The sequence below is a fragment of the Methylobacter sp. S3L5C genome (assembly GCF_022788635.1).
Lineage (GTDB): Bacteria > Pseudomonadota > Gammaproteobacteria > Methylococcales > Methylomonadaceae > Methylobacter_C.
Window position 1 is genome coordinate 138,567 of the sequence record NZ_CP076024.1, and the last position, 20,872, is coordinate 159,438.

The following is a 20,872-nucleotide window of genomic DNA, read 5'->3' on the forward strand; positions in this document are numbered from 1 at the left end:
TATAGAATTAGGATTCCGGGTAATTATTAACTTAAAGTATGCCAATTAAGAATATTTGCGGAAACTATCGTTTTATTTATCAGGCTTGAAACAGAGGAGGCCACAATGAAAGTAACACTTGACCTAGATAAGCTTCTGGAGGAAGGGAAAATCAACCTGGCTGAATATGAGAAATTTAGTCAGCTTTCTGCTCACAGTACGGCTACTCTCGCTTTCAACATTCTCGTCGGCTTCGGTGTAATCGCCGTCGGCGGCGCTACCCTTGCCCTTCTTCCAACCACTGCGACAGCTATCTCCCTTGGATTAATAATCGGTGCAGCTGGAATTGCAATGATATATGCGCATCATGAACAATGGGTAGTTCTTGCCAACATATGTGTCGTGGTGGGAGCGCTTTTGTTTGGAGGCGGCGTTATCAGCGCTGAAGAAGGAGCTGCCGGCACCTACATATTGATTGCCACAGTTTTTGCAAGTGCGGGTATTGTCGCACGCAGCTCGCTTTTGACTGTTCTGGCGGTACTTGCCCTTTCCTCGTGCCTCGGCGCGAGGACAGGGTATTTACACGCCACGTACTTTCTTGGTATTCAAGAGCCTGCGTTAACTGTAATTTTATTCACTATTTTCTCGGTCGCGACTTACCAATTATCGAGGATAATTACTGCGGACTACAAAGGGATAGCTATAATCGCCTCAAGAACCGGTATATTTCTTGTCAACTTTGGTTTCTGGATTGGTTCTTTATCGGGTGATCGTAGCCAAGGTGGTGAAATTATCATCGCTGATTGGCTTTTTGCGATTTTTTGGGCAATCGCGTTGTTAATTGCCGGAATCTGGGCTTGGCAAGGCAATCGACGATGGTTAGTTAACGTAGTAGCCGTCTTTGGCGGCATACATTTCTACACACAGTGGTTCGAACGACTGGGCGGATCACCAAAAACCGTGTTGATTGCCGGTCTGATTACGCTCGGCTTTGCGCTAGGACTACGAGCCATGAACACCAAATTAATCAAAGGTAACCTACATAAATAGACTATAAGTGTCCATGTTAAACGTCAAGTTGCAACGCTATCTGGCTGGCTGGTAAGGCACGTTTGGAGAAATTAGTCCGGCAAAATCACCTTGCCGGATAGCTAACAGTCGGTCAGGATAGCACTCAACCCTGACCGACCCAGTAAAAAAAGAGCCAACAACAGGATATTTCTCAATTGCGTTTGCAGAGGACGCTTCCGATAAACGGGGATTAATCCAACTCCACCCACGCAATTAACACTATGAAAAATCAGGACAGCTCAAATATCTGTCCTGATCAAACTCCAATAAAGTAAGCAATTATCAGATTACTTGAGCTTTTATTTAACAACACCTTTGTTTTACTGAGCCCGTTGTCTTTGAAGCTCGGAAGGCTCTTGGTGTTCATTGAAGGTGGGTATTTGGTCATTGGTTTGAGCGGGAGGCTCCACAGACATTCTTGCTGGCGCAGTTATAACCGGCCTGTTACGCTCCGCCTTTTGTCTTTGTAGCTCAGAAGGCTCCTGATGTTCATTAAAGGTGGGTATTGGCTCATCATATTCGGGAGCAGATGAAAATTCCGCCAACAAAGGTGCAGAAACAACACCCAGACAAGCAGCCAAGGCCAAACCAAGATAAGTATTTTTATTCATAACCATTCTCTCTTGTAATAATCATTAAAAAACCATTCTTTTATACTGATTCGCTATTGCCATACTTCCTGCTCTATTTCGTGACCACAGATAAGCAAGTCATAGTAACCAAGAACCATAGCTTCGTCAAAAGCTTAAACTCGATCTTTAAGTTTTCTTACTTCGACTTTATAGATCATGGATAACCAACAACACAACGACTAATAAATGTAGGTCGGAACGATTGCGCCAGAAATGCCTCCACGCGCTACGCACTTCAATAAGCTCAGGACAGGCTTGGGTAGCCTTATTCCAGGCTATGCCTAATGGTTGTTATCAGTGAATTCCCCGAAATTAAGAATTAAAAACTTGAAGATTGACTTAAAGGCACTCTAATTGAAAAACCAACTGCAGTCAGTACGTTATCACGCATAAGGATTTATTGAAGCATTCATATGTAGCGTCGCCGCTATGCTGCCCTGGTTGTCCACCTTGCATTTGACCATCTGCTCATATTGCGAAACTTCATTCTGCTTTGATCACTACCATAAAACGACCTGCCAAAACTCACCGAAATCTCACGTAGAGAGGCCTGTAGATTTTTATATATGATGATTATTAGGAGTTACGCATTGATAAATAGAGACAATTATAAATCAATGACTTAAGATTTTAAAAATCGCAAAAAACGTACATATTAAAAACATAACTCATTGATTTTATTATACTGTAATTTGTCAATGCGTAACTTCTAATTATTTAGAAACCAGAGAATTATTTGAAGATGAGTTCTTTCTGTCCGTAGCCGTTGATAACCCGTCAGCATCTAAAAATCATGGGACAAACAGAGCCAGTTGATCAGCAGTTATTATTGCAGGATGAGGGGTATTGCTTGCGTGACCAGACATTAAAATTTTGTCACTTAAACGGTGCAGAAAAATAGCAGATTTTGCGAGTTACAGGATTTGAAACGTCAAGGCAAATGGTCAGGGGCAGCAACAGAAGTGATATTTAGACCAAAAATTGCCATCAATTAACCTATGATGGTATTTGCTATATCTCTTTTGTGGAGCCGGTTATCAGGATACCATCGGCATGGTTTGGCACAAAACCAGTGCGAGAAATGAATTGATTGAACGACTAATAAAACTGATGTCAACTTAAGGCGCTATCTTATAAAAAGAAAACCAAAAAACGTTAGAAGTTATATGAGTGGTGTACCTGGATTATCACTGTTGTAGCAACCCAATCCTACCATTACGCATGAGCACTAGAAAGCAGATGCACACCCGAAATAGTCTGGACTAGATTACAAACAAGGCTGAATATTACCAACCCTTAAATCTACTGATTTTTATAAAGATTTATACAGTTCTAATGCCTTTGCCAACTCGACAGTTGATTTTTCCTTGTTACCTTGTTTAACTTGTATTTGTCCTTGAATAACAGATGAATTAGCTTGCTTTAAAACATCCTTATTGCCGGTAATGCTTTCAGCAGATTCACGCGCCGATTTAATGTGCAACAGAGATTCAGAAAAATCACCTTGTTGTGCTTTGGCTAAAGCTTCTTCAACATGGCTAATAGTTTGTGTAACACTTGCCGCTGAATCAGCAGCAGGCGCAGCAACAGCTTCTGCTGCGAAAGCAGTAGTACTAATTGCACCTAAAGAGATTGCCATAAACAAAGTTAATGCTGTTTTTTTAATAAAATTCATAATATTTAAAAATCCTCTTATGTAATTAAAATAGGTAGTATTCATCAATAAATACGTGAAAAGAAAATACTCTCCAGTTCTTATCATATAGGATTAACAAGTCTGTTATATGACTATTTTCAAATTTATAGCAAAATACACCAAGGGAAATTGATGATTAAGGCTTTTTAATAAGCGCCATAAGCCATCATAACAAGCTGATTTAAAACAATTAAAACAAAATAGCCAGGCTCGAAATTGTTATTTAAATTTAGTTCTCATTAGTTCTATATTAACCACTAATATCCGTCATGCCTATTTGTCTATTGGACTTTAATCACACCAAAAGCTATATAAATCCAATACAAGCAATCACAAAATACGCCGGATAATTGCGTATATCGTTAATATTAAATGGGTAATTCAGGGAAATAACAGGTGATTTAATCACCATAAAAATACGTCCTGCTGAGTGACAGAAAAATCTCACAGATCCGCAGATTAAAGCAAATAAACTCGCTCCTTGAATAATTTTAATAACTAAGTGGTGACTTTAAATATTGCTTTTTACCAAAGCTGTCAATCTGTGTATTATCTGGGTAACTTATTTTGGGACTACCAGTTTTCTAATTAATGGATTTTAAACTCATAAAAGACAGCATTTCTTCCTCACCTGCATTTATTTTAGATACAGATGAGATTATAAGCACCTTAAAAATTTTAAATACGTTACGCCACCGGTCTCGGTGCAAGGTGTTATATTCAATCAAGTCCTTACCTTTAGCCCCGATTTTGGAACTGGTAAAACCTTTTATTGACGGCTTTTCCGCCAGTTCTTTATTTGAAGCACGACTGGCAAATGAAATTTTGGCAGGACAAGGTGATATTCATTTAACAACGCCAGGTATAAGACCGGATGAGTGGGATGATATTGGGCGTTTGGTGACCCATCTCAGCTTTAATTCGACAACACAATATCAGCGTTTTTCAGGTACGGCCAAAACATCGGCATCAATTGGTTTACGGGTTAATCCCAAACTGTCTTTTCTTAAAGATGACCGGTTTGATCCCTGTCGACCCTATTCAAAACTGGGAATCGATATTGATGAGTTATGGCAATCCTCCTGCCTTGATCAAGTTAAGGGACTGCATGTTCATAATGTTTATTCCGCTACTGACTTTACACCACTCATTAAAACAGTAGAAAAACTGCGCAGTTATTTTGGCAAGAGTCTGGCTCAACTTGAATGGCTGAATCTGGGTGGTGGTTATTTATTTAATCAGATACCGGATCATCGCCCCTTTATTGATCTGGTAAGCCAGCTAAAAAAAGATTTTAATCTTGATGTGTATATTGAGCCGGGAAAAGCCGTAGTCGGTAGTGCAGGATATCTGGTAAGCACGGTTATTGATAGCTTTGTCAGTGATGGTAAAACCATTGCCATACTGGATACATCGGTCAATCATAATCCCGAAGTATTTGAATATCAGCGCCAACCTGAACTACATGAACACGACACCAAGGGCAATTATTCTGCAATTTTAGCCGGCTGTACCTGCCTTGCAGGTGATGTGTTTGGAGAATATCAATTCAACAAGCCTCTTTCTGTTGGCGATAAAGTTACTTTTAAAAACATTGGCGCTTACAGTCTGATCAAAGCCAACCGCTTTAACGGCTACAACTTCCCGGATATTTATAGCTATCAAGAGCTACGCCTAACAAAGCTGAAACACTATTCTTACCAGGATTATCGCCAGCAATGGCTGGCTGATTGATTCTGTTTAATACCTCAGGAGTTTACCCATGAAAGCAATATTAATGACTGCCGTTGGCAAAATCGATGTTTTAAAATATCAGGACATACCCGAGCCGGAAATTTCAGAAGCAACACACATTAAAATTAAACTGCAAGCGGCAGGCGTTAATCCTGTTGATACTAAAGTCCGTCATAATGGCCTGTTTTTTGATCGGCCTTTGCCGGCAGTATTAGGTTGTGATGGTGCCGGTATCGTTGTTGAAACAGGTACCGCAGTTAGTCAATTTAAAGTGGGTGATAAAGTCTGGTTTTGTAATGGTGGACTGGGCCGCGAACAGGGAAATTATGCGCAATACACGGTACTTGATCAGCGCTGGGTTAGCTTAAGACCCAAGACCTTTTCGTTTATAGAAGCCGCAGCAGCGCCCTTGGTATTAATTACCGCATGGGGGGCTTTGTTTGACAGGGGCGGTTTGCAGGCAGGTCAAACTGTGCTGATCCACGCCGGAACAGGAGGCGTCGGACATGTCGCCATACAACTGGCAAAGCTAAAAGGTGCCAAAGTTATTACTACAGTAAGTTCCGAACAAAAAGCCGACTTTGTTAAAAACCTGGGTGCTGATGAAGCTATTATTTACACACAGCATGATTTTGTCGCTGCGGTAAATGAGCTTACCGACGGCAAAGGTGCTGACCTGGTTTTCGATACGGTCGGTAACGCTGTATTTGAAAAGAGTATTGCAGCAACCGCCCATTTTGGTCGCTTGATAACGTTACTGGACCCGGGTGAATTAAACTTGAATGAAGCCAGAATACGTAATTTGTTAATCGGCTTTGAACTGATGCTGACACCCATGCTCAGAGACCTGCCTGAAGCCAGAGACAAACATGTCGATATATTAAATAACTGCGCGCAATGGGCTGATCAAGGTCTGTTAAAACTCCATGTCAGCAAGCAACTGCCCCTCGAAGAGGCAACTATTGCCCACCAGTTAATTGAAACGGGACATACGACAGGAAAAATTGTTTTATCTATTTAAATATACTTCGCGCGGTCATGTTTACGGAATTTATGATCGAGTTACTTTATTCGATAGCGGCGGAACTCGTTCACTTGATGTTCATTTTATAACGATAGAGTCATCCTAACTAAATCCGGCTATCCTGATTTATGTATAATAGGCATCAACGATAGAGACAAGGTGATATCCAAGAAATAATATTCCCCAACTGGCGCAGGATTTTTTTTATTTATACGGCGAAAAAATAAGCACGTAACTGGCTACGTAACTATTTTGACAACACAGTAAATGAATAAAAAGACCAGCATACCGGGTATATTATTCCGGGAAAATCACCCAATTAGAATAATGACACGATAAAAGGCTATGGCAGAAATTAGAAACAGGCGCAATTCTCGATACAACAAAAAAAAACCGACTAATCATTGGTTTAGAAACCTGTTTCTGATTTTTTCAGCGGTTGGTTTATTTATGTTTGCCAGTTACATGGGGTATCTGGATTATAACGTTCGCAATCAATTTGAAGGCAAGCGCTGGGCTATTCCTGCCAGAGTTTATGCCAATCCTGTTGAACTCTATGCCGGTCGTGCCTTATCGCCCGCAAAATTTGAAGCGCTCTTAAACATATTACATTACCGCCTGGATGCCGGATTATCCTCAGAAGGGAGCTACTTTAAAAAAGGTTCAGAAATTACGGTAAAAACACGTGCTTTCGCTTTTTGGGATCAGCACCAACCCAGTATGTCGATGCAACTGAGCTTTATCGAGTCAGGCATAGAAAAAATCACCGATTTAACAAACACTCAGGATGTTGCCATTATTCGTATGGATCCCGTGCAAATAGGCAGTTTTTATCCGACTATCAAAGAAGACAGAGTACTCATCAAACTGGAAGAAGCACCGGACACACTGGTTAAAGGCTTGCTTGCCTCGGAAGATCGCGATTTTTATCAACATTTTGGCGTTTCACTGAAAGGTATTGCCAGAGCCATGTGGACCAACGTTCGTGCTGGCGGCATGGTTCAAGGTGGCAGTACCATAACCCAACAATTGGTCAAAAACTTTTATTTAACCAATGAGCGACGCTTGTCCCGTAAAGTCAAAGAAGCCTTAATGGCGCTAATTTTAGAATATCGCTACACTAAAAATGAAATTCTTGAAGCTTATTTGAATGAAATATATTTAGGTCAAAATGGCTCAAGTGCCGTTCACGGCTTTGGTCTGGCCAGTGAATTTTATTTTGGCAGCACCTTAAAAGATCTTCCAATGGAACAAGTCGCATCCTTGGTGGCATTGGTGCGAGGCCCTTCTGAATATGATCCAAGACGCTTTCCTGAGCGCGCGCTACAACGGCGTAATCTGGTACTTAATGAAATGGCAACGGAAGGCTATATAACAACAAATGAGGCAAATGAAGCAATAGCCAAGCCGTTAAATATAATTCCGCGCATGCAACGTTCATCCAATCGCTATCCCGGCTTTCTTGATCTCGTTAAACGGCAATTAAAGCAGGATTATCGCGAAGAAGATTTAACGTCCCAAGGTCTGAGAATTTTTACTACGCTAGACACCCAGATTCAGGATGTACTGGAAAAGACCGTTGCCAACAAGCTAACTCAACTGGAAAAGACGCCTCGCGTTAATAACCTTGAAACAGCGGTCATCGTTACCCGCAGGGATAGCGGTGAAGTTACGGCCTTGACCAGTGGTCGTGAAAACCTGGCTGGTGGCTTCAATCGCGCATTGGATGCAGTTCGCCCTATCGGCTCATTAATCAAGCCGGCAATTTATTTGACGGCACTGGAATATCCCGAAAAATACACCATCACTACAAGAGTCAGCGACTCGACGATTGTCGTTAAAGGACAAAATGGAACTGACTGGATACCTAAAAACTACGATCATAGGGAACATGGCAGTGTCGCCTTGCATACAGCCTTGGCAAAGTCTTACAACCTGGCCACCGTCCGTGTAGGCATGGATATTGGCGTAGCCAAAGTAGCCAATACCTTAAAAAACATGGGCGTCACCAGACCACTTGATCTGTTCCCTTCATTATTACTGGGTGCGGCATCACTGACACCCATAGAAGTTACCCAGATGTATCAAACATTAGCCGGAGATGGTTTTTCAACACCCATAAAAAGTATCAGAGCGGTCGTTGACACCGATGGCAAACAATTGCAAAGTTATCCCTTCACTGTCAAACAAGCCGTAGATCCGGCGGCAACCTATATTATCAATACCATGTTGCAAGAAGTCATGCACGAAGGTACCGGACGATCAGCTTACTCATCTTTCCCTGAAAACTACGGTCTGGCAGGTAAAACAGGCACCACTAATGATGCCAAGGATAGCTGGTTTGCAGGATATACCGGAGATTACTTGTCAGTGGTTTGGATAGGTCGGGATGACAACAAATCGATTGGTCTAACTGGTTCAACGGGAGCGCTGCCTATCTGGACATCATTAATGCAGCAGATATCAACCCAACCCGTTAATTTATTTCCACCTGATAATGTCAATCTGGTATGGGTTGAGCCTGGCAGTGGTTTATTAACGCGTAAAGGTTGCGGAGGCGGCAAGGAATATCCCTATATATCGGGTTCAGAGCCAACTGCCTACTCAAATTGTGGCCAAGAGACTCTTGATCAGGATAAATCATGGTTTGAAGATTTTTTCGACAGCGATACCCAGCAAACTGAACCAGGTCAAAATGAAAGTGTGCCTCAACCCCAATGAATTATAAAAGAGTATCTATGAATAAAATAATTGTTTTTCGCCTGATTTTTCTGGCCTTCTTTTTTACCAATAGTATCAGCTATGCAGCAGATGAACCAATCAAACAATTGCAGGCTTTTTTAAAAGCATCGACGTCATTAACTGCGGATTTCAAACAGGTATTAATAAATGAGGCCGGTGATCCTTACCAGACCAGCTCCGGAATTTTTTACCTGCAACGGCCTGGAAAATTTCGCTGGGATTATTTAAAACCGTTTCAACAACAAATTGTCTCTACTTCAGGAAAAGTCTGGTTTTATGATGCCGATTTAGAACAAGTAACCGTTAAAAAGCTCGATGAGTCAGTAGGTTCAACGCCCGCATTACTGTTAAGCGGTAATATATCACTGGATGATAATTTCACTATGGAAAACCAGGGCGGCGAAGGGGATTTACAGTGGATTAAATTATTACCCAAGAATCAGGAAAGCAGCTTTAAATACATTCTGATAGGCTTGAATAAAGGCGCATTGGCAGGTATGGAGTTGAATGATAATTTTGGCCAGTTAACGCGTATCTATTTTTCCAATGTCCTACTAAATCCCCCCATAAAACCCACCGTATTTGAATTTAAAGCCCCTACGGGTGCTGATGTATTTTCTGATTAGGAGATTTTTTTATTCACCACGGAGACACGAAGATGACGAAGAAAGAAAAAACTTCGTGTCCTTCGTGTCTTCGTGATGAAAAGCTTTTAAACTAAAGCCACAAGCCTTTAACCTTTTTTCTTGCACCTGCCCTCAATGTTTGATGATTTAACCAAGCCACTGGCTGATCGAATGCGGCCACAATCGCTGGACGATTATGTAGGACAACAGCATATTCTAAAACCCGGCAAACCGCTCTATGAAGCTGTGGTATCCGGAAGGCTGCATTCCATGATTTTCTGGGGACCACCGGGAACCGGTAAAACCACACTGGCACGTCTGATTGCCCTGCACTCTGATGCAGAGTTTATGCCGATTTCTGCGGTATTGTCCGGTGTTAAGGAAATCAGAGCCGCAGTTAGCGCCGCCAAAAAAATCCAACTTGAACAACACCGGCGCACTATTTTATTTGTCGACGAAGTCCATCGCTTTAATAAGTCACAACAAGATGCTTTCCTGCCCCATGTCGAAGATGGCACTGTTTATTTTGTTGGCGCAACAACTGAAAACCCTTCATTTGCCCTCAACAACGCACTGTTGTCCCGCGCTCGTGTTTATGTGCTTAATGCTTTAACCAGTGAAGACTTGCAGGATGTTTTAAACAAGGCACTCACAGATAGTCATAAAGGATTGGGTAGTCTTGGCATTGAAATGGCCGAGGATATTAAACAACAATTTGCCGAAGCTGCTGATGGCGATGCCAGAAGGCTGTTAAATTTACTGGAAATCGGGGTAGAGCTTGCCGCCGCAAAGCATAGCAGCATTATTAATGAAGCCTGTGCCAGAGAAGTGCTTTCCGGTGGCGTTAGACGCTTTGACAATCAGGGCGAAGAATTTTATAACCAAATTTCGGCCCTGCATAAATCAGTAAGAGGTAGCTCGCCTGACGCTTCGCTCTACTGGTTGTGTCGCATGATGGATGGCGGTTGTGACCTGGCCTATTTAGCCAGACGTATCGTCAGAATGGCCTCCGAAGATATCGGCAATGCCGACCCCAGAGCCTTGCAAATCGCTATTAATGCCTGGGAAGCCCAAGAACGCCTGGGCAGTCCCGAAGGCGAGCTGGCCCTGGCGCAAGCTATTGTCTATTTAGCCTGCGCCCCTAAAAGCAATGCCGTTTATAAAGCTTACAATGCCGCCATGCGCGATGCCAGACAAAGCGGCAGCCTGGGTGTACCTGTACATTTAAGAAATGCACCCACCAAACTCATGAAATCGCTGGATTATGGTAAAGAATACCGCTACGCCCATGATGAACCGGAAGCCTATGCCGCCGGTGAAAACTATTTCCCGGATCAACTTATCGGAACCCGTTATTACCAGCCGGTCGATCGAGGCCTGGAAATAAAAATCAAGGAGAAGCTTAGGCACTTGCAAGAGTTGGATAAAGGCTAAATTAACTTTTCTAAATCGCGGGATTATATTGAATTATGCTGGAGGATTGAATCATGTCATTTGGCAAATTACTGATCATCATCGGCTTTATTTTTGTAGTACTCAGACTTATTCATAACTATTCCCCCCCTCTACGCTAATAAGCTGGTTTGGTAAATTATCGAGTGACATTAATTTTGAAGATGATAATAAATGGATATTTATCTCAATTACTTCCATACCTATAGTTAGTATAACTATAACAATCATTGTACATCTGTTTTTTCATAAATAATGCCTTTTGACAAGATAGTCAATCCTGAATCAAATAGGATGGGAACAAAGGCGTTGCACACCCTAAGAACAAAATCATCGTATCAACCAATCCAGGAATAAAGCTCAATACATTCAGTAGGCTCTGATGGCGGCATGCGTTGTTTTTAGCAAAATATGCAAAATTAGCCATTAATAATCATATGGTTTTAAAAATTACCAAACTGAGGCCGTGAGCATCAAATTTAATCTTTCAGAAACCACTTTGATTTTCGCGGTACAATAATGGATTCGCATTGAGCGGTTCACTTTTCAAGCCCCCGGCTTTGCCTAAGGCTTTTAACATAAGAAAAATAAACAAGGACAATGGCAAAACGAGTTGCAATTACCGGCTTTTCATTCAGGTTTCCAGGTACGACCAACAGCGATTATTGGCAAAATTTGCTTGACGAACGCGATCTGGTGACAGAAGTTAATTCAGGTCGATGGGCAAAAGACAGCTTCCTCCATCCCAATAAAAATCACCAGGGGACCAGCTATACCTTGGCTGCCGGCTCTATCGGAGATATTACAACTTTCGATGCCGGATTCTTTGGCATTTCTCCACGAGAAGCCATGCAGATGGATCCCCAGCAGCGGTTATTACTGGAAATGAGTTGGGAGGCACTGGAAAACTCAGGCATTAAGCCTTCCACTATTCGTGGCAGTCAATGTGGCGTTTTTATCGGTATTTCCGGCACAGATCACGCTTCTCGGACATCCGATGATCTTGCCGTAATCGATGCATCAGTCGCTACCGGTAATAACTTAAGCATTGCAGCTAATCGCATTTCTTATGTCCTTGATTTGCAAGGCCCCAGCATGGCAATTGATACCGCCTGCTCATCTTCCATGGTGGCCTTTCACCAGGCTTGCCGCTCTATTTTGTCGGGTGAAAGTACGCAGGCGTTGACCGGTGGTGTCGCACTGCATATGTATCCTTATGGCTTTATTATCTTTGCCAAAGCCTCCATGCTATCCCCTCGAGGACGATGTAATCCCTTTGATGCTGATGCTGATGGCTATGTTCGTTCCGAAGGCGGAGGGGTTTTTTTTCTTAAAGATTATGATCAAGCGGTAGCTGATGGCAATCCTATTCTGGCCGTTGTTGCAAATTCTGCGATTAACACAGATGGCAAAAAATCAGGACTTACCTTGCCTAGCTCCAAAGCCCAAGCCGCCTTACTAAATCAGGTATACCGACAGGCCGGCATTGATCCTTCGGCGATTGATTACATCGAAGCTCATGGCACCGGTACAGCCGTCGGTGACCCTGTTGAAGCACGCGCCATTGGCGAGGCATTGGGAAAGCTACGGCCTTCTAACAACCCGCTACGCATCGGTTCGGTAAAAAGCAATTTAGGTCATCTTGAAGTAGCTTCAGCTGTGGCTGGCTTGGTAAAAGCACTTTATTGCATACAGCATCGGCTAGTCCCGGCAACTATTGGTATCAAAAATCTTAACCCAAACATTCCTTTTGATGAGCTGAACATTGAAGTTGTTACCAAAAAACAGTCTCTTAAAAAAACCGGCAAACTTGTTATCGGTATAAATTCCTTTGGTTTTGGTGGTGCCAACGCCCATGTAATTCTGGAAAGTCATGAGCCACTTAAATTATCCTCACCCGAACATGCCAACACTTCCCCTCTGCCTATCATTCTTTCCGCCAAAGATCCTCTCGCACTAAAAGCTGCAGCCCTTGATTTTTCTAACTTTCTAAAGAATCAATCTGAGTCTGAGCTATACAACATTGCCTACAACGCCGTATTTTGTCGGGAATGGCATGAGCACCGTGCAATAGTTTACAGCACCACAACAAAAAATCTCGCCAAGGAACTGCTTGATTTTGCCAATGATGAATCAGGGCAACACCTGGTAGCATCAGGATCTGCCTTAAAAGCACCTTCCGGCCCGGCTTTTATCTATTCAGGAAATGGTTCCCAGTGGGCGGGAATGGGCAAGCGCCTTCTAGAAGAAGATTCGTTGTTTAGGGATACGATCAGAGAAATTGATGCAATATTTAGTCGCTATGCTGATTTTTCATTGGAAGATGAGCTGGCCGGCAGGAATGGCGAAGATCGTTACCAATATACGGAAATTGCGCAACCTGCCCTGTTTGCGCTTCAAGTTGGAATTACACGAATGCTGCAACGCCAAGGTATTATGCCTGTTGCTGTAACCGGTCACAGTGTAGGCGAAGTAGCCGCAGCCTGGGCATCAGGTGCATTAACACTTGAAGAGGCAGTGGCAGTTATCTATCACCGTAGTGAACTACAAGGAACGACCAAAGGCAAAGGAGCAATGACCGCTGTAGCACTAAGCCATCAAGCGATTCAACAATTGCTTGTCGAACTGAATCTTGCTTCAACATTGACCATTGCAGGAATCAATAGCTCCCATGGGGTGACTATCGCCGGCAGTCCACAACTGCTTAGCCGCCTTGAAGCGACTTTAAGCGCACGTAACATTTTCAATAAGCGACTGGATCTTGATTATGCTTTTCACAGCCCGATCATGGATGAAATTGAAAGCGGTATCAAACAGAAGCTGGCAGAACTCCATTTGCAGGAAACCCTAGTACCCTTTTACTCGACAGTAACCGGAGCACTGTTAAATGGAACCGAGCTTAATGCAACATACTGGTGGCACAACATTCGCAAACCTGTATTGTTCGAGCAAGCCATCAAAAGTATTATGGGCAGTGATATCAATATTTTTATTGAAATCGGCCCCCATGCCGTCTTACGCAGTTACATCAATGACTGCGTAAAAGACGTAGAGACAGAAAGTCGAATTCTGTCAACAATTACCCGAAACAATGATGACCCGGAACTGGTCTGGAAAACAGGTAGCCAAGCACTAATTGCCGGTATAAATTTCGACTGGTCGCCTGTTTTTTCAACGCCAGGTCAATTTATCCAACTACCAAACTATCCTTGGCAACGTGAGCGCCATTGGCACCCGGTAACACCCGAATCAATTGGCTTACTTTATCGCCATAAAATTCATCCTCTGCTGGGTTACCCATTACAACAACATGACCTCACATGGGAAAACCAACTCGATACCAAACTTAATCCCAGCCTGGCTGATCATGTGGTCGGGGGGGCTATTGTATTTCCGGGCGCAGGCTTTTCCGAACTGGCTCTGGCTGCTACCTTGGCTTGGCATCCTGGTGATTTCGCCGAAATAGAGGATTTAGAAATTCACTCGCCATTATTGCTAAGCGCCGACCACACAAAAGTCGTTCGCCTGAAGATTGAAGCAAAAGATGGTAGCTTAACCATAAAGGCCAGAAAATATTGTGGCACAGAACCTTGGACGGTGCATGCTGTAGGCCGTATACTGACAAAACCTGATGACATTTTACTGCGCCAGGAAAGCCTCTTAATACTAATACTGCTACCGCAAATGTAATTAATCTATAAGTTACAGTTAGATACGCAAATAATAAGATAAAGATCAAGCACTATTCTGGTAGAATTTTGAGTATTACAAAGTCTGATCAATAACTTAACCATGCCAGCTATTAAAAAAAACCGTATTCAGCAGCAAATTGACCGCTTCAAAAAGTCATTTTTGCAATCCCAAGGACTAGGTGTTGAGGATTTTTTTCAGCCGACAGCATTACCAACATTATCGCCAATACCCCGCATAAACGCTCCTCGGTGTTCTTGCCCTTAGTCACGCTTAAAGCTTTCATTTTCCAAGTATTAAGTGATGACGGTTCCTGTAAACAGGCAGTGGCAGGCGTATTGATTGATCGTATCGTCGATGGACAATCAGCCAATACGGTTAACACGGGACCTTACTGTAAAGCCCGACAACGCTTACCACTAAAGGAACTCAGAGCAGCCACCACAGCTGCTGGTTTGCGTCTTCATAACCAGTCTCTGGCCGCGTGGCGATGGAAGGGTTATAACGTTGTCCTTACTGATGGAGCAACGGTGCAAATGCCAGATACACCAGAGAATCAGGCAGACTTTCCTCAGCTGGATAGTCAAAAGCCTGGTTTGGGCTTTCCGATTGCTCGCATGGTTGTGTTGATTTCTTTGGCTGCAGGAACCGTGCTCGACTATAGCCTGGGAGCCTATCAAGGCAAAGGAACTGGCGAAACATCGTTACTCAGTCAACTGTTTGGCAGCCTGTCAGTTGGCGACTTGCTGATGGCGGACCGCTATTACTGTACCTTCGCCATTATTGCGCTCTTGCAGGCTCGTGAAATTCCTGTGCTATTTCCACTACATGCCCGGAAAAAAGTAGATTTCAGCTTGGGTGTCTACCTGGGTGCAAGAGATCATTTGATTGACTGGACGAAACCCAAACGGAAACCGGTGTGGATGTCCAAGCAGGACTATAGCGACTTGCCGGAATCGATTACCGTCCGAGAGTTTGCGGTAAACGGCAGAATCTATTTGACCACCTTACTAAATGCAAAGGGCTTTCATAAGCAAGAGCTGGCTATGCTTTATAAGCAGCGCTGGAAAATTGAGCTGGATTTTCGTTCCATCAAAACCAATATGGGCATGGAAATATTACGGTGCAAAAAACCTGACATGGTAAGCAAGGAGATAGCTATCCACTTATTGGCATACAACATCATTCGTGGCAATTTGGCACAGGCAGCCAGCCTGCATGAGAAGATACCCCGCCAACTGAGTTTCAGGTCAGCAGTGCAACTGGTCATTCAAGCCGCCAAGCAGATGGTAGGCTTGACAGGGAACCAACTCATAAGCGCCTTGCGTGAATTATTAAAAGCGATGGCATCAACGGCCATTGGAAAACAAAAACGTAAGAGCCAGCCAAGAGCAGTCAAACGCCGACCAAAACCCTTTCCTTTGCTGATGGTGCCAAGAAACGAGGCATGTTTAAGCCTCTGACTTTGTTTTTTATATTTGCGGTAGCAGTATTAGTATCTGAGGGTTGTTTTTGGCAAAGGTTTGCAGTTGTACAAGCTGTGCTTGTGCGGCAATCAATTCACCTTGCAACTTGGCGACTTGTTCCAACTCGATAGAGGTTTGCTGTTCCGGGTCAAATACACCTTTCTGGTTACGGTAAGCGGATAAAACCAGAGCGGCAGCTTTGGCTTTTTGTTCCGCAGTGCTTACTTCGCCAGCGGCAAAGCGGATCATGTCTTGGCGCCCGGTTTCATTAAGCTGATTAATCAGTGCTTCACTTATCTCTATCAGTTGCTCATTAATTTTAAAAGAATCTTCTGCGGTAAAGCTTCTTACTGTCAGGGTAGTAATTGAGGATAGCGGATCCAGCTCAACCTCCACTTTCTTTTGGTAATATTTGTACAGGGCTTCAAAACTGGTATCCCACCTGTCCAGGCCTGCAAAGCGGCTGAAGATATCCACATCGGTGCTGGCAAAAGCTTTGCCTATATTCAGTTTGTCATTAAGTGACGAAAGGGCGTCGCGTGACAGTATGTAATCCTGAACGGTGTAGCTGTCGTCTTGCGAACTGGAAAAGCCGGTGCCTTTAAGAAGCATACCCAAAGGGGATGCTGTTTGCCGCTCGGGGCTACGCACGACAAAACTGGATTCTGAAATGTAAACGTCAGAGGCAATAAAGCCAAAATAAACAATGGATAAAAAAGTAGGTATGACAACCGTTAAAAGAAACAGCCAATTCAAATCTTTGATACGAGCAACAAGCCCTTGTTTGGGTTGATTAATAATTTTCTTTGAGACAGGGTCAATCAATAGGGTATTCACAATTTTTTTGATTCAGTTAGTTCAGGGGTTGTGTAGATATCCAGATAAGTTCTGTTCGCTTGGTGTTTGTATTCCCGTAGTTTTGAAATTACCCCGTAAGTTAACTGTTACCCGAGAGCAACAAATGTTTATTCTGCTGTTAAAAATAGCCGATTGCCAGAAATGACAGGAAACAAGTGTAGCATAATAAAATAAATTTACAGTATTCAGTAATAATAACTAATTTGATAGATCATACTACAGGTAGTTACCGTTGCGGATTTTTAATATAAATTCTCAGATAAATAATATCGATGTTTACAGATATCATTTCTTCAAAAATAGCTGCATTTACACAAATAAAAGCAGTGTTAATTCAGTACGTAGGGCGCAATAGGTGGTAGCCGTGTTGTGTCGTTCTCGCTTTGACTTTGAAGGCGTGCCCTACAGAAAAACAAGGTCGCTTAATCAACTTTTGACTGATGCGTGACGGGGTTTGTAACCCCGTTGCTTACGTTTTACCAGCTATTGACGCCTTCAAACGTTTCGGTCAGGGTTGCAAACCCAAACCGGCATATGGGAAGGAAAGGCGGTTAAATGACGTGGATTTGTGAAGCGTGACGGGGTTTGTAACCCCGTTGCTTACGTTTTACCAGCTATTGACGCCTTCAAACGTTTCGGTCAGGGTTGCAAACCCAAACCGGCATATGGGAAGGAAAGGCGGTTAAATGACGTGGATTTGTGAAGCGTGACGGGGTTTGTAACCCCGTTGCTTACGTTTTGCAAGCTATTGACGCCTTCAAACGTTTCGGTCAGGGTTGCAAACCCAGACCGGCATATGGGAAGGAAAGGCGGTTAAATGACGTGAATTTGTGAAGCGTGACGGGGTTTGTAACCCGTTGCTTACGTTTTACCAGCTATTGGCGCCTTCAAACGTTTCGGTCAGGGTTGCAAACCCAGACCGGCATATAGCGCCCTACAGAAAGCAAGGTTGCTAAATCAACTTTTGACGCTATTCATCAACCAATATTGTAATCATCTTCCAGCAATTTCGCATGGGCGGCAGCCAGTCTGGCGATGGGTATGCGTGGTGCCGAGCAGGAAACATAATCCAGTTTGATATGATGACAAAAACGTATCGATTGCGGATGTCCGCCTTGTTCGCCGCAGATACCTATTGACATACCGGGACGGGTTTTGCGTCCGGAATCAGCGGTCATTTTCATTAACTGACCAACGCCTTTGGCATCCAGCACTTCAAACGGGTTGTCTTCAAGTAATCCGGTTTCATTATAAAGCGGTAAAAATTTGTTTTCTGCATCTTCACGTGAAAACGAGAAGGTTGCCTGGGTTAAGTCGTTGGTGCCGAATGAGAAAAACTCGGCCACTTGAGCCAATTCTCCGGCACGGGTACAAGCCCTGACTGTTTCCACCATGGTTCCGAATTTAAACTTTAAAACAATACCGTACTGACTTTCGACTTCTTGCTGAATTTGGTCGACGTAGACTTTTACTTTAATTAATTCCTGTACGGTAATAACCTGAGGCACCATAATTTCGGGAGAAATAACGGTGCCTTGTTTGGTACAGAGCGCCGCCGCTTCCAGAATTGACCGGATTTGCATCTGATAAATTTCCGGATACGACATACCTAATCGCACACCCCGATGGCCCAGCATGGGATTGACTTCATATAACTCTTTAACTTTCTTGAGCATCAACTCTTTTTTGGCAATCGCTTTATTAACGACTTCTTCGTTTAGTTGATTAAACGGTATCGGTAAGGCAATATGCGCACCCAAAGTGTCCAAAGCAACCTGCTGCCCCTGAATCATCACTTTATAAAAATTTAAGGCTTTAATTTCATCTTCCAACTGGTGCTCACTCGGCAAGAACTCATGCATCGGTGGATCAAGCAAGCGCACTGTTACCGGATAAGGTGACATGGCCTCAAAGATTTGTTTAAAGTCATCGCGTTGAATGGGAAATAATTTTTCCAGCGCTTCCTCCCTGACTTCTTTGCTGTTGGCCAAAATCATATCAATCACTAACGGCAGACGGTCTGAGGCATTAAACATACGCTCGGTACGGCACAGACCAATACCGGTTGCACCATAGCTAAGTGCCATGCGTGCACGTTCCGGCGTATCCACATTGGCATGAACTTCCAACTCGGCAAATTGATCGGCCCACGATAACAAGGTTTTTAATTCTTCTGAAAATGCCGATTCAATCGTTGCAATTTTACCCAAATAAATAAGCCCGGTGCTGCCATCAATAGTGATAATGTCGCCTTCACGGATATGCAGATCGCCAATGACAGCTTGGCGGGCACGCACATCTATTTTTATGTCTTCAGCGCCGGCAATACAAGCTTTACCCATCCCTCTGGCAACCACCGCAGCATGTGAGGTTTTACCGCCACGACTGGTTAAAATACCTTGCGCGGCAAAAAAACCATGAATATCTTCCGGCTTGGTTTCTTCTCTCAGTAAAATAACAAGCTCTCCTGCACGACCCATTAATTCGGCGGTATCGGCATCAAACACACATTTTCCGAAAGCAGCACCCGGCGAAGCAGGCAAGCCTTGAGCCACCGGCTTGGCTTTATTTTCCGGATCAAGTTGTGGATGCAGCAACTGTTCCAGTAATTCAGGGTTAATACGCAATAAAGCCTGCTCCTTACTAATCAGACCTTCAGCAACCATCTCCACAGAAGTGCGTACCATTGCCGCTGCATTCATTTTGCCGTTACGCGTTTGCAGGCAATACAGTATGCCGCCTTGAATGGTGTATTCATAATCCTGAACTTCTTTGTAATGCGCTTCAAGTTTGTTGCGTAATTCAACCAACTGCTGGTAAAGATCCGGCATTTCATGAGCCAGTTCATGCACCGGCTTTGGCGTTCTAATACCGGCAACAACATCTTCACCTTGGGCATTAACCAGATATTCGCCATACATTTCATTAACGCCGGTACCCGGATTACGGGTAAAACCGACACCGGTTGCGCAATCATTACCCATATTACCAAACACCATGGCAACGACATTAACCGCTGTACCGTTAGCCATTTTAGGGGTGATATGAAATTCGCGTCGGTAATCGACTGCACGCTTGCCCGTCCAGGAATTAAATACCGCTTTAATAGACAATTCCAGTTGTTCATATACGTCTTCAGGGAAAGGCTTGCCGGTTTCTTCCTGCACTACCTGTAAAAACAATTCACTGATTTGGCGTAAATGTTCGGCATCCAAACCTACATCGGCTTTAATCCCTGCTTGCTTTTTGATTGCAGCAAAATGCAGGTCAAATTTTTCATCATCAATACCCAAGGCAACCTTGCCAAATAACTGGATAAAGCGGCGATAGGCATCGTAGGCAAAACGTGCATCGCCAGTTTGCTCAATCAAACCAATCAGTGTTTTGGCGTTAAGGCCAAGATTTAAAATAGTGTCCATCATGCCCGGCATTGAAATAGCAGAACCGGAGCGTACCGATACCAACAACGGGTTATGACTATCACCAAACCGTTTACCTGAAAGTACTTCAACTTCGCCAATATGGACTTTAACCTCGGCCAACAAACTTTGGGTTAATTGATGGCTTTCAAGATAATCGAGACAAGCTTTGGTAGTAATGACAAATCCTGGCGGGACATTAAGTCCTATCTGGGTCATTTCGCAAAGATTGGCACCTTTACCGCCCAGCAATACTTTATTTTTTCCGTCGCCTTTTTGGAATGAATAGATATATTTTTCAGTCATGTTTTTTCCCAAAGTTGAATAGATGAAGATAACCGCACAATTATAAAGTAATTTAATTTAGCTTTTATGACAACTTTTAAAACAAACCCCGTCACGCCTCAGCAGCATAGGTATCTACATAAGTTCTACTGCTCCTTCTCCAAAGGGAGAAGGTCGGGATGAGGGGAATGTAACTGC

At 43.4% G+C, this 20,872-nt stretch carries 12 protein-coding genes and 1 pseudogene; 9 read left to right on the forward strand and 4 right to left on the reverse strand.

Annotated elements, in window-relative coordinates:
* Nucleotides 1-105: 105 nt before the first annotated feature.
* Nucleotides 106-1,029, forward strand: a complete 924-nt coding sequence (locus KKZ03_RS00620; protein WP_243219273.1) for a hypothetical protein — start codon at nt 106-108, stop codon at nt 1,027-1,029.
* 341 nt (nt 1,030-1,370) lie between these two features.
* Here the strand turns inward: KKZ03_RS00620 and KKZ03_RS00625 are convergent, their stop codons facing one another.
* Complete coding sequence (locus tag KKZ03_RS00625; RefSeq protein WP_243219274.1) at nt 1,371-1,661, reverse strand: hypothetical protein; 291 nt, start codon at nt 1,659-1,661, stop codon at nt 1,371-1,373.
* A 1,333-nt stretch (nt 1,662-2,994) separates the two neighbouring features.
* Nucleotides 2,995-3,402 carry a hypothetical protein gene (locus KKZ03_RS00630; RefSeq protein ID WP_243219275.1) on the reverse strand — a complete coding sequence of 136 codons (408 nt, stop codon included), beginning with the start codon at nt 3,400-3,402 and terminating at the stop codon, nt 2,995-2,997.
* A gap of 687 nt (nt 3,403-4,089) precedes the next feature.
* Between KKZ03_RS00630 and KKZ03_RS00635 the strand changes: the two genes are divergently transcribed.
* The 8 genes and pseudogenes from KKZ03_RS00635 to KKZ03_RS00665 all read left to right on the forward strand — a co-directional run bounded on the left by KKZ03_RS00635 (nt 4,090) and on the right by KKZ03_RS00665 (nt 16,109).
* The gene (locus tag KKZ03_RS00635; protein ID WP_243219276.1) at nt 4,090-5,112 is read left to right on the forward strand and encodes a carboxynorspermidine decarboxylase; all 1,023 of its coding nucleotides are present in this window, start codon (nt 4,090-4,092) and stop codon (nt 5,110-5,112) included.
* Nucleotides 5,113-5,140: 28 nt separating this feature from the next.
* Nucleotides 5,141-6,133, forward strand: a complete 993-nt coding sequence (locus tag KKZ03_RS00640) for a zinc-dependent alcohol dehydrogenase family protein (protein WP_243219277.1) — start codon at nt 5,141-5,143, stop codon at nt 6,131-6,133.
* 348 nt (nt 6,134-6,481) lie between these two features.
* Entirely contained in the window at nt 6,482-8,857 is a 2,376-nt protein-coding gene (mrcB, locus tag KKZ03_RS00645; RefSeq protein WP_243219281.1) for a penicillin-binding protein 1B, read from the forward strand.
* Between the two features lie 17 nt (nt 8,858-8,874).
* A complete protein-coding gene (lolA, locus tag KKZ03_RS00650; RefSeq protein WP_243219285.1) occupies nt 8,875-9,504 on the forward strand; it encodes an outer membrane lipoprotein chaperone LolA in 630 nt (209 codons plus the stop codon).
* A gap of 135 nt (nt 9,505-9,639) precedes the next feature.
* Nucleotides 9,640-10,938, forward strand: a complete 1,299-nt coding sequence (locus tag KKZ03_RS00655; RefSeq protein ID WP_243219287.1) for a replication-associated recombination protein A — start codon at nt 9,640-9,642, stop codon at nt 10,936-10,938.
* A 139-nt stretch (nt 10,939-11,077) separates the two neighbouring features.
* A complete protein-coding gene (locus tag KKZ03_RS21930) occupies nt 11,078-11,212 on the forward strand; it encodes a DUF2905 family protein (protein ID WP_371744916.1) in 135 nt (44 codons plus the stop codon).
* Nucleotides 11,213-11,556: 344 nt separating this feature from the next.
* Complete coding sequence (locus tag KKZ03_RS00660) at nt 11,557-14,646, forward strand: type I polyketide synthase (protein WP_243219289.1); 3,090 nt, start codon at nt 11,557-11,559, stop codon at nt 14,644-14,646.
* A gap of 102 nt (nt 14,647-14,748) precedes the next feature.
* Nucleotides 14,749-16,109, forward strand: a pseudogene (locus tag KKZ03_RS00665) (IS4 family transposase).
* Between the two features lie 9 nt (nt 16,110-16,118).
* Here KKZ03_RS00665 and KKZ03_RS00670 read toward each other — a convergent pair.
* Nucleotides 16,119-16,949 carry a hypothetical protein gene (locus KKZ03_RS00670; protein ID WP_243219291.1) on the reverse strand — a complete coding sequence of 277 codons (831 nt, stop codon included), beginning with the start codon at nt 16,947-16,949 and terminating at the stop codon, nt 16,119-16,121.
* 998 nt (nt 16,950-17,947) lie between these two features.
* On the reverse strand, nt 17,948-20,695 hold the full coding sequence (gene ppdK / locus KKZ03_RS00675) for a pyruvate, phosphate dikinase (RefSeq protein ID WP_243219293.1): 2,748 nt from the start codon (nt 20,693-20,695) through the stop codon (nt 17,948-17,950).
* Nucleotides 20,696-20,872 lie beyond the last annotated feature (177 nt).

Coding starts and splice junctions, on each gene's coding strand:
- KKZ03_RS00620 (WP_243219273.1), top strand. CDS start 106: ATGAAAGTAACACTTGACCTAGATAAGCTTCTGGAGGAAGGGAAAATC.
- KKZ03_RS00625 (WP_243219274.1), bottom strand. CDS start 1,661: ATGAATAAAAATACTTATCTTGGTTTGGCCTTGGCTGCTTGTCTGGGT.
- KKZ03_RS00630 (WP_243219275.1), bottom strand. CDS start 3,402: ATGAATACTACCTATTTTAATTACATAAGAGGATTTTTAAATATTATG.
- KKZ03_RS00640 (WP_243219277.1), top strand. CDS start 5,141: ATGAAAGCAATATTAATGACTGCCGTTGGCAAAATCGATGTTTTAAAA.
- mrcB (WP_243219281.1), top strand. CDS start 6,482: ATGGCAGAAATTAGAAACAGGCGCAATTCTCGATACAACAAAAAAAAA.
- lolA (WP_243219285.1), top strand. CDS start 8,875: ATGAATAAAATAATTGTTTTTCGCCTGATTTTTCTGGCCTTCTTTTTT.
- KKZ03_RS00655 (WP_243219287.1), top strand. CDS start 9,640: ATGTTTGATGATTTAACCAAGCCACTGGCTGATCGAATGCGGCCACAA.
- KKZ03_RS00660 (WP_243219289.1), top strand. CDS start 11,557: ATGGCAAAACGAGTTGCAATTACCGGCTTTTCATTCAGGTTTCCAGGT.
- ppdK (WP_243219293.1), bottom strand. CDS start 20,695: ATGACTGAAAAATATATCTATTCATTCCAAAAAGGCGACGGAAAAAAT.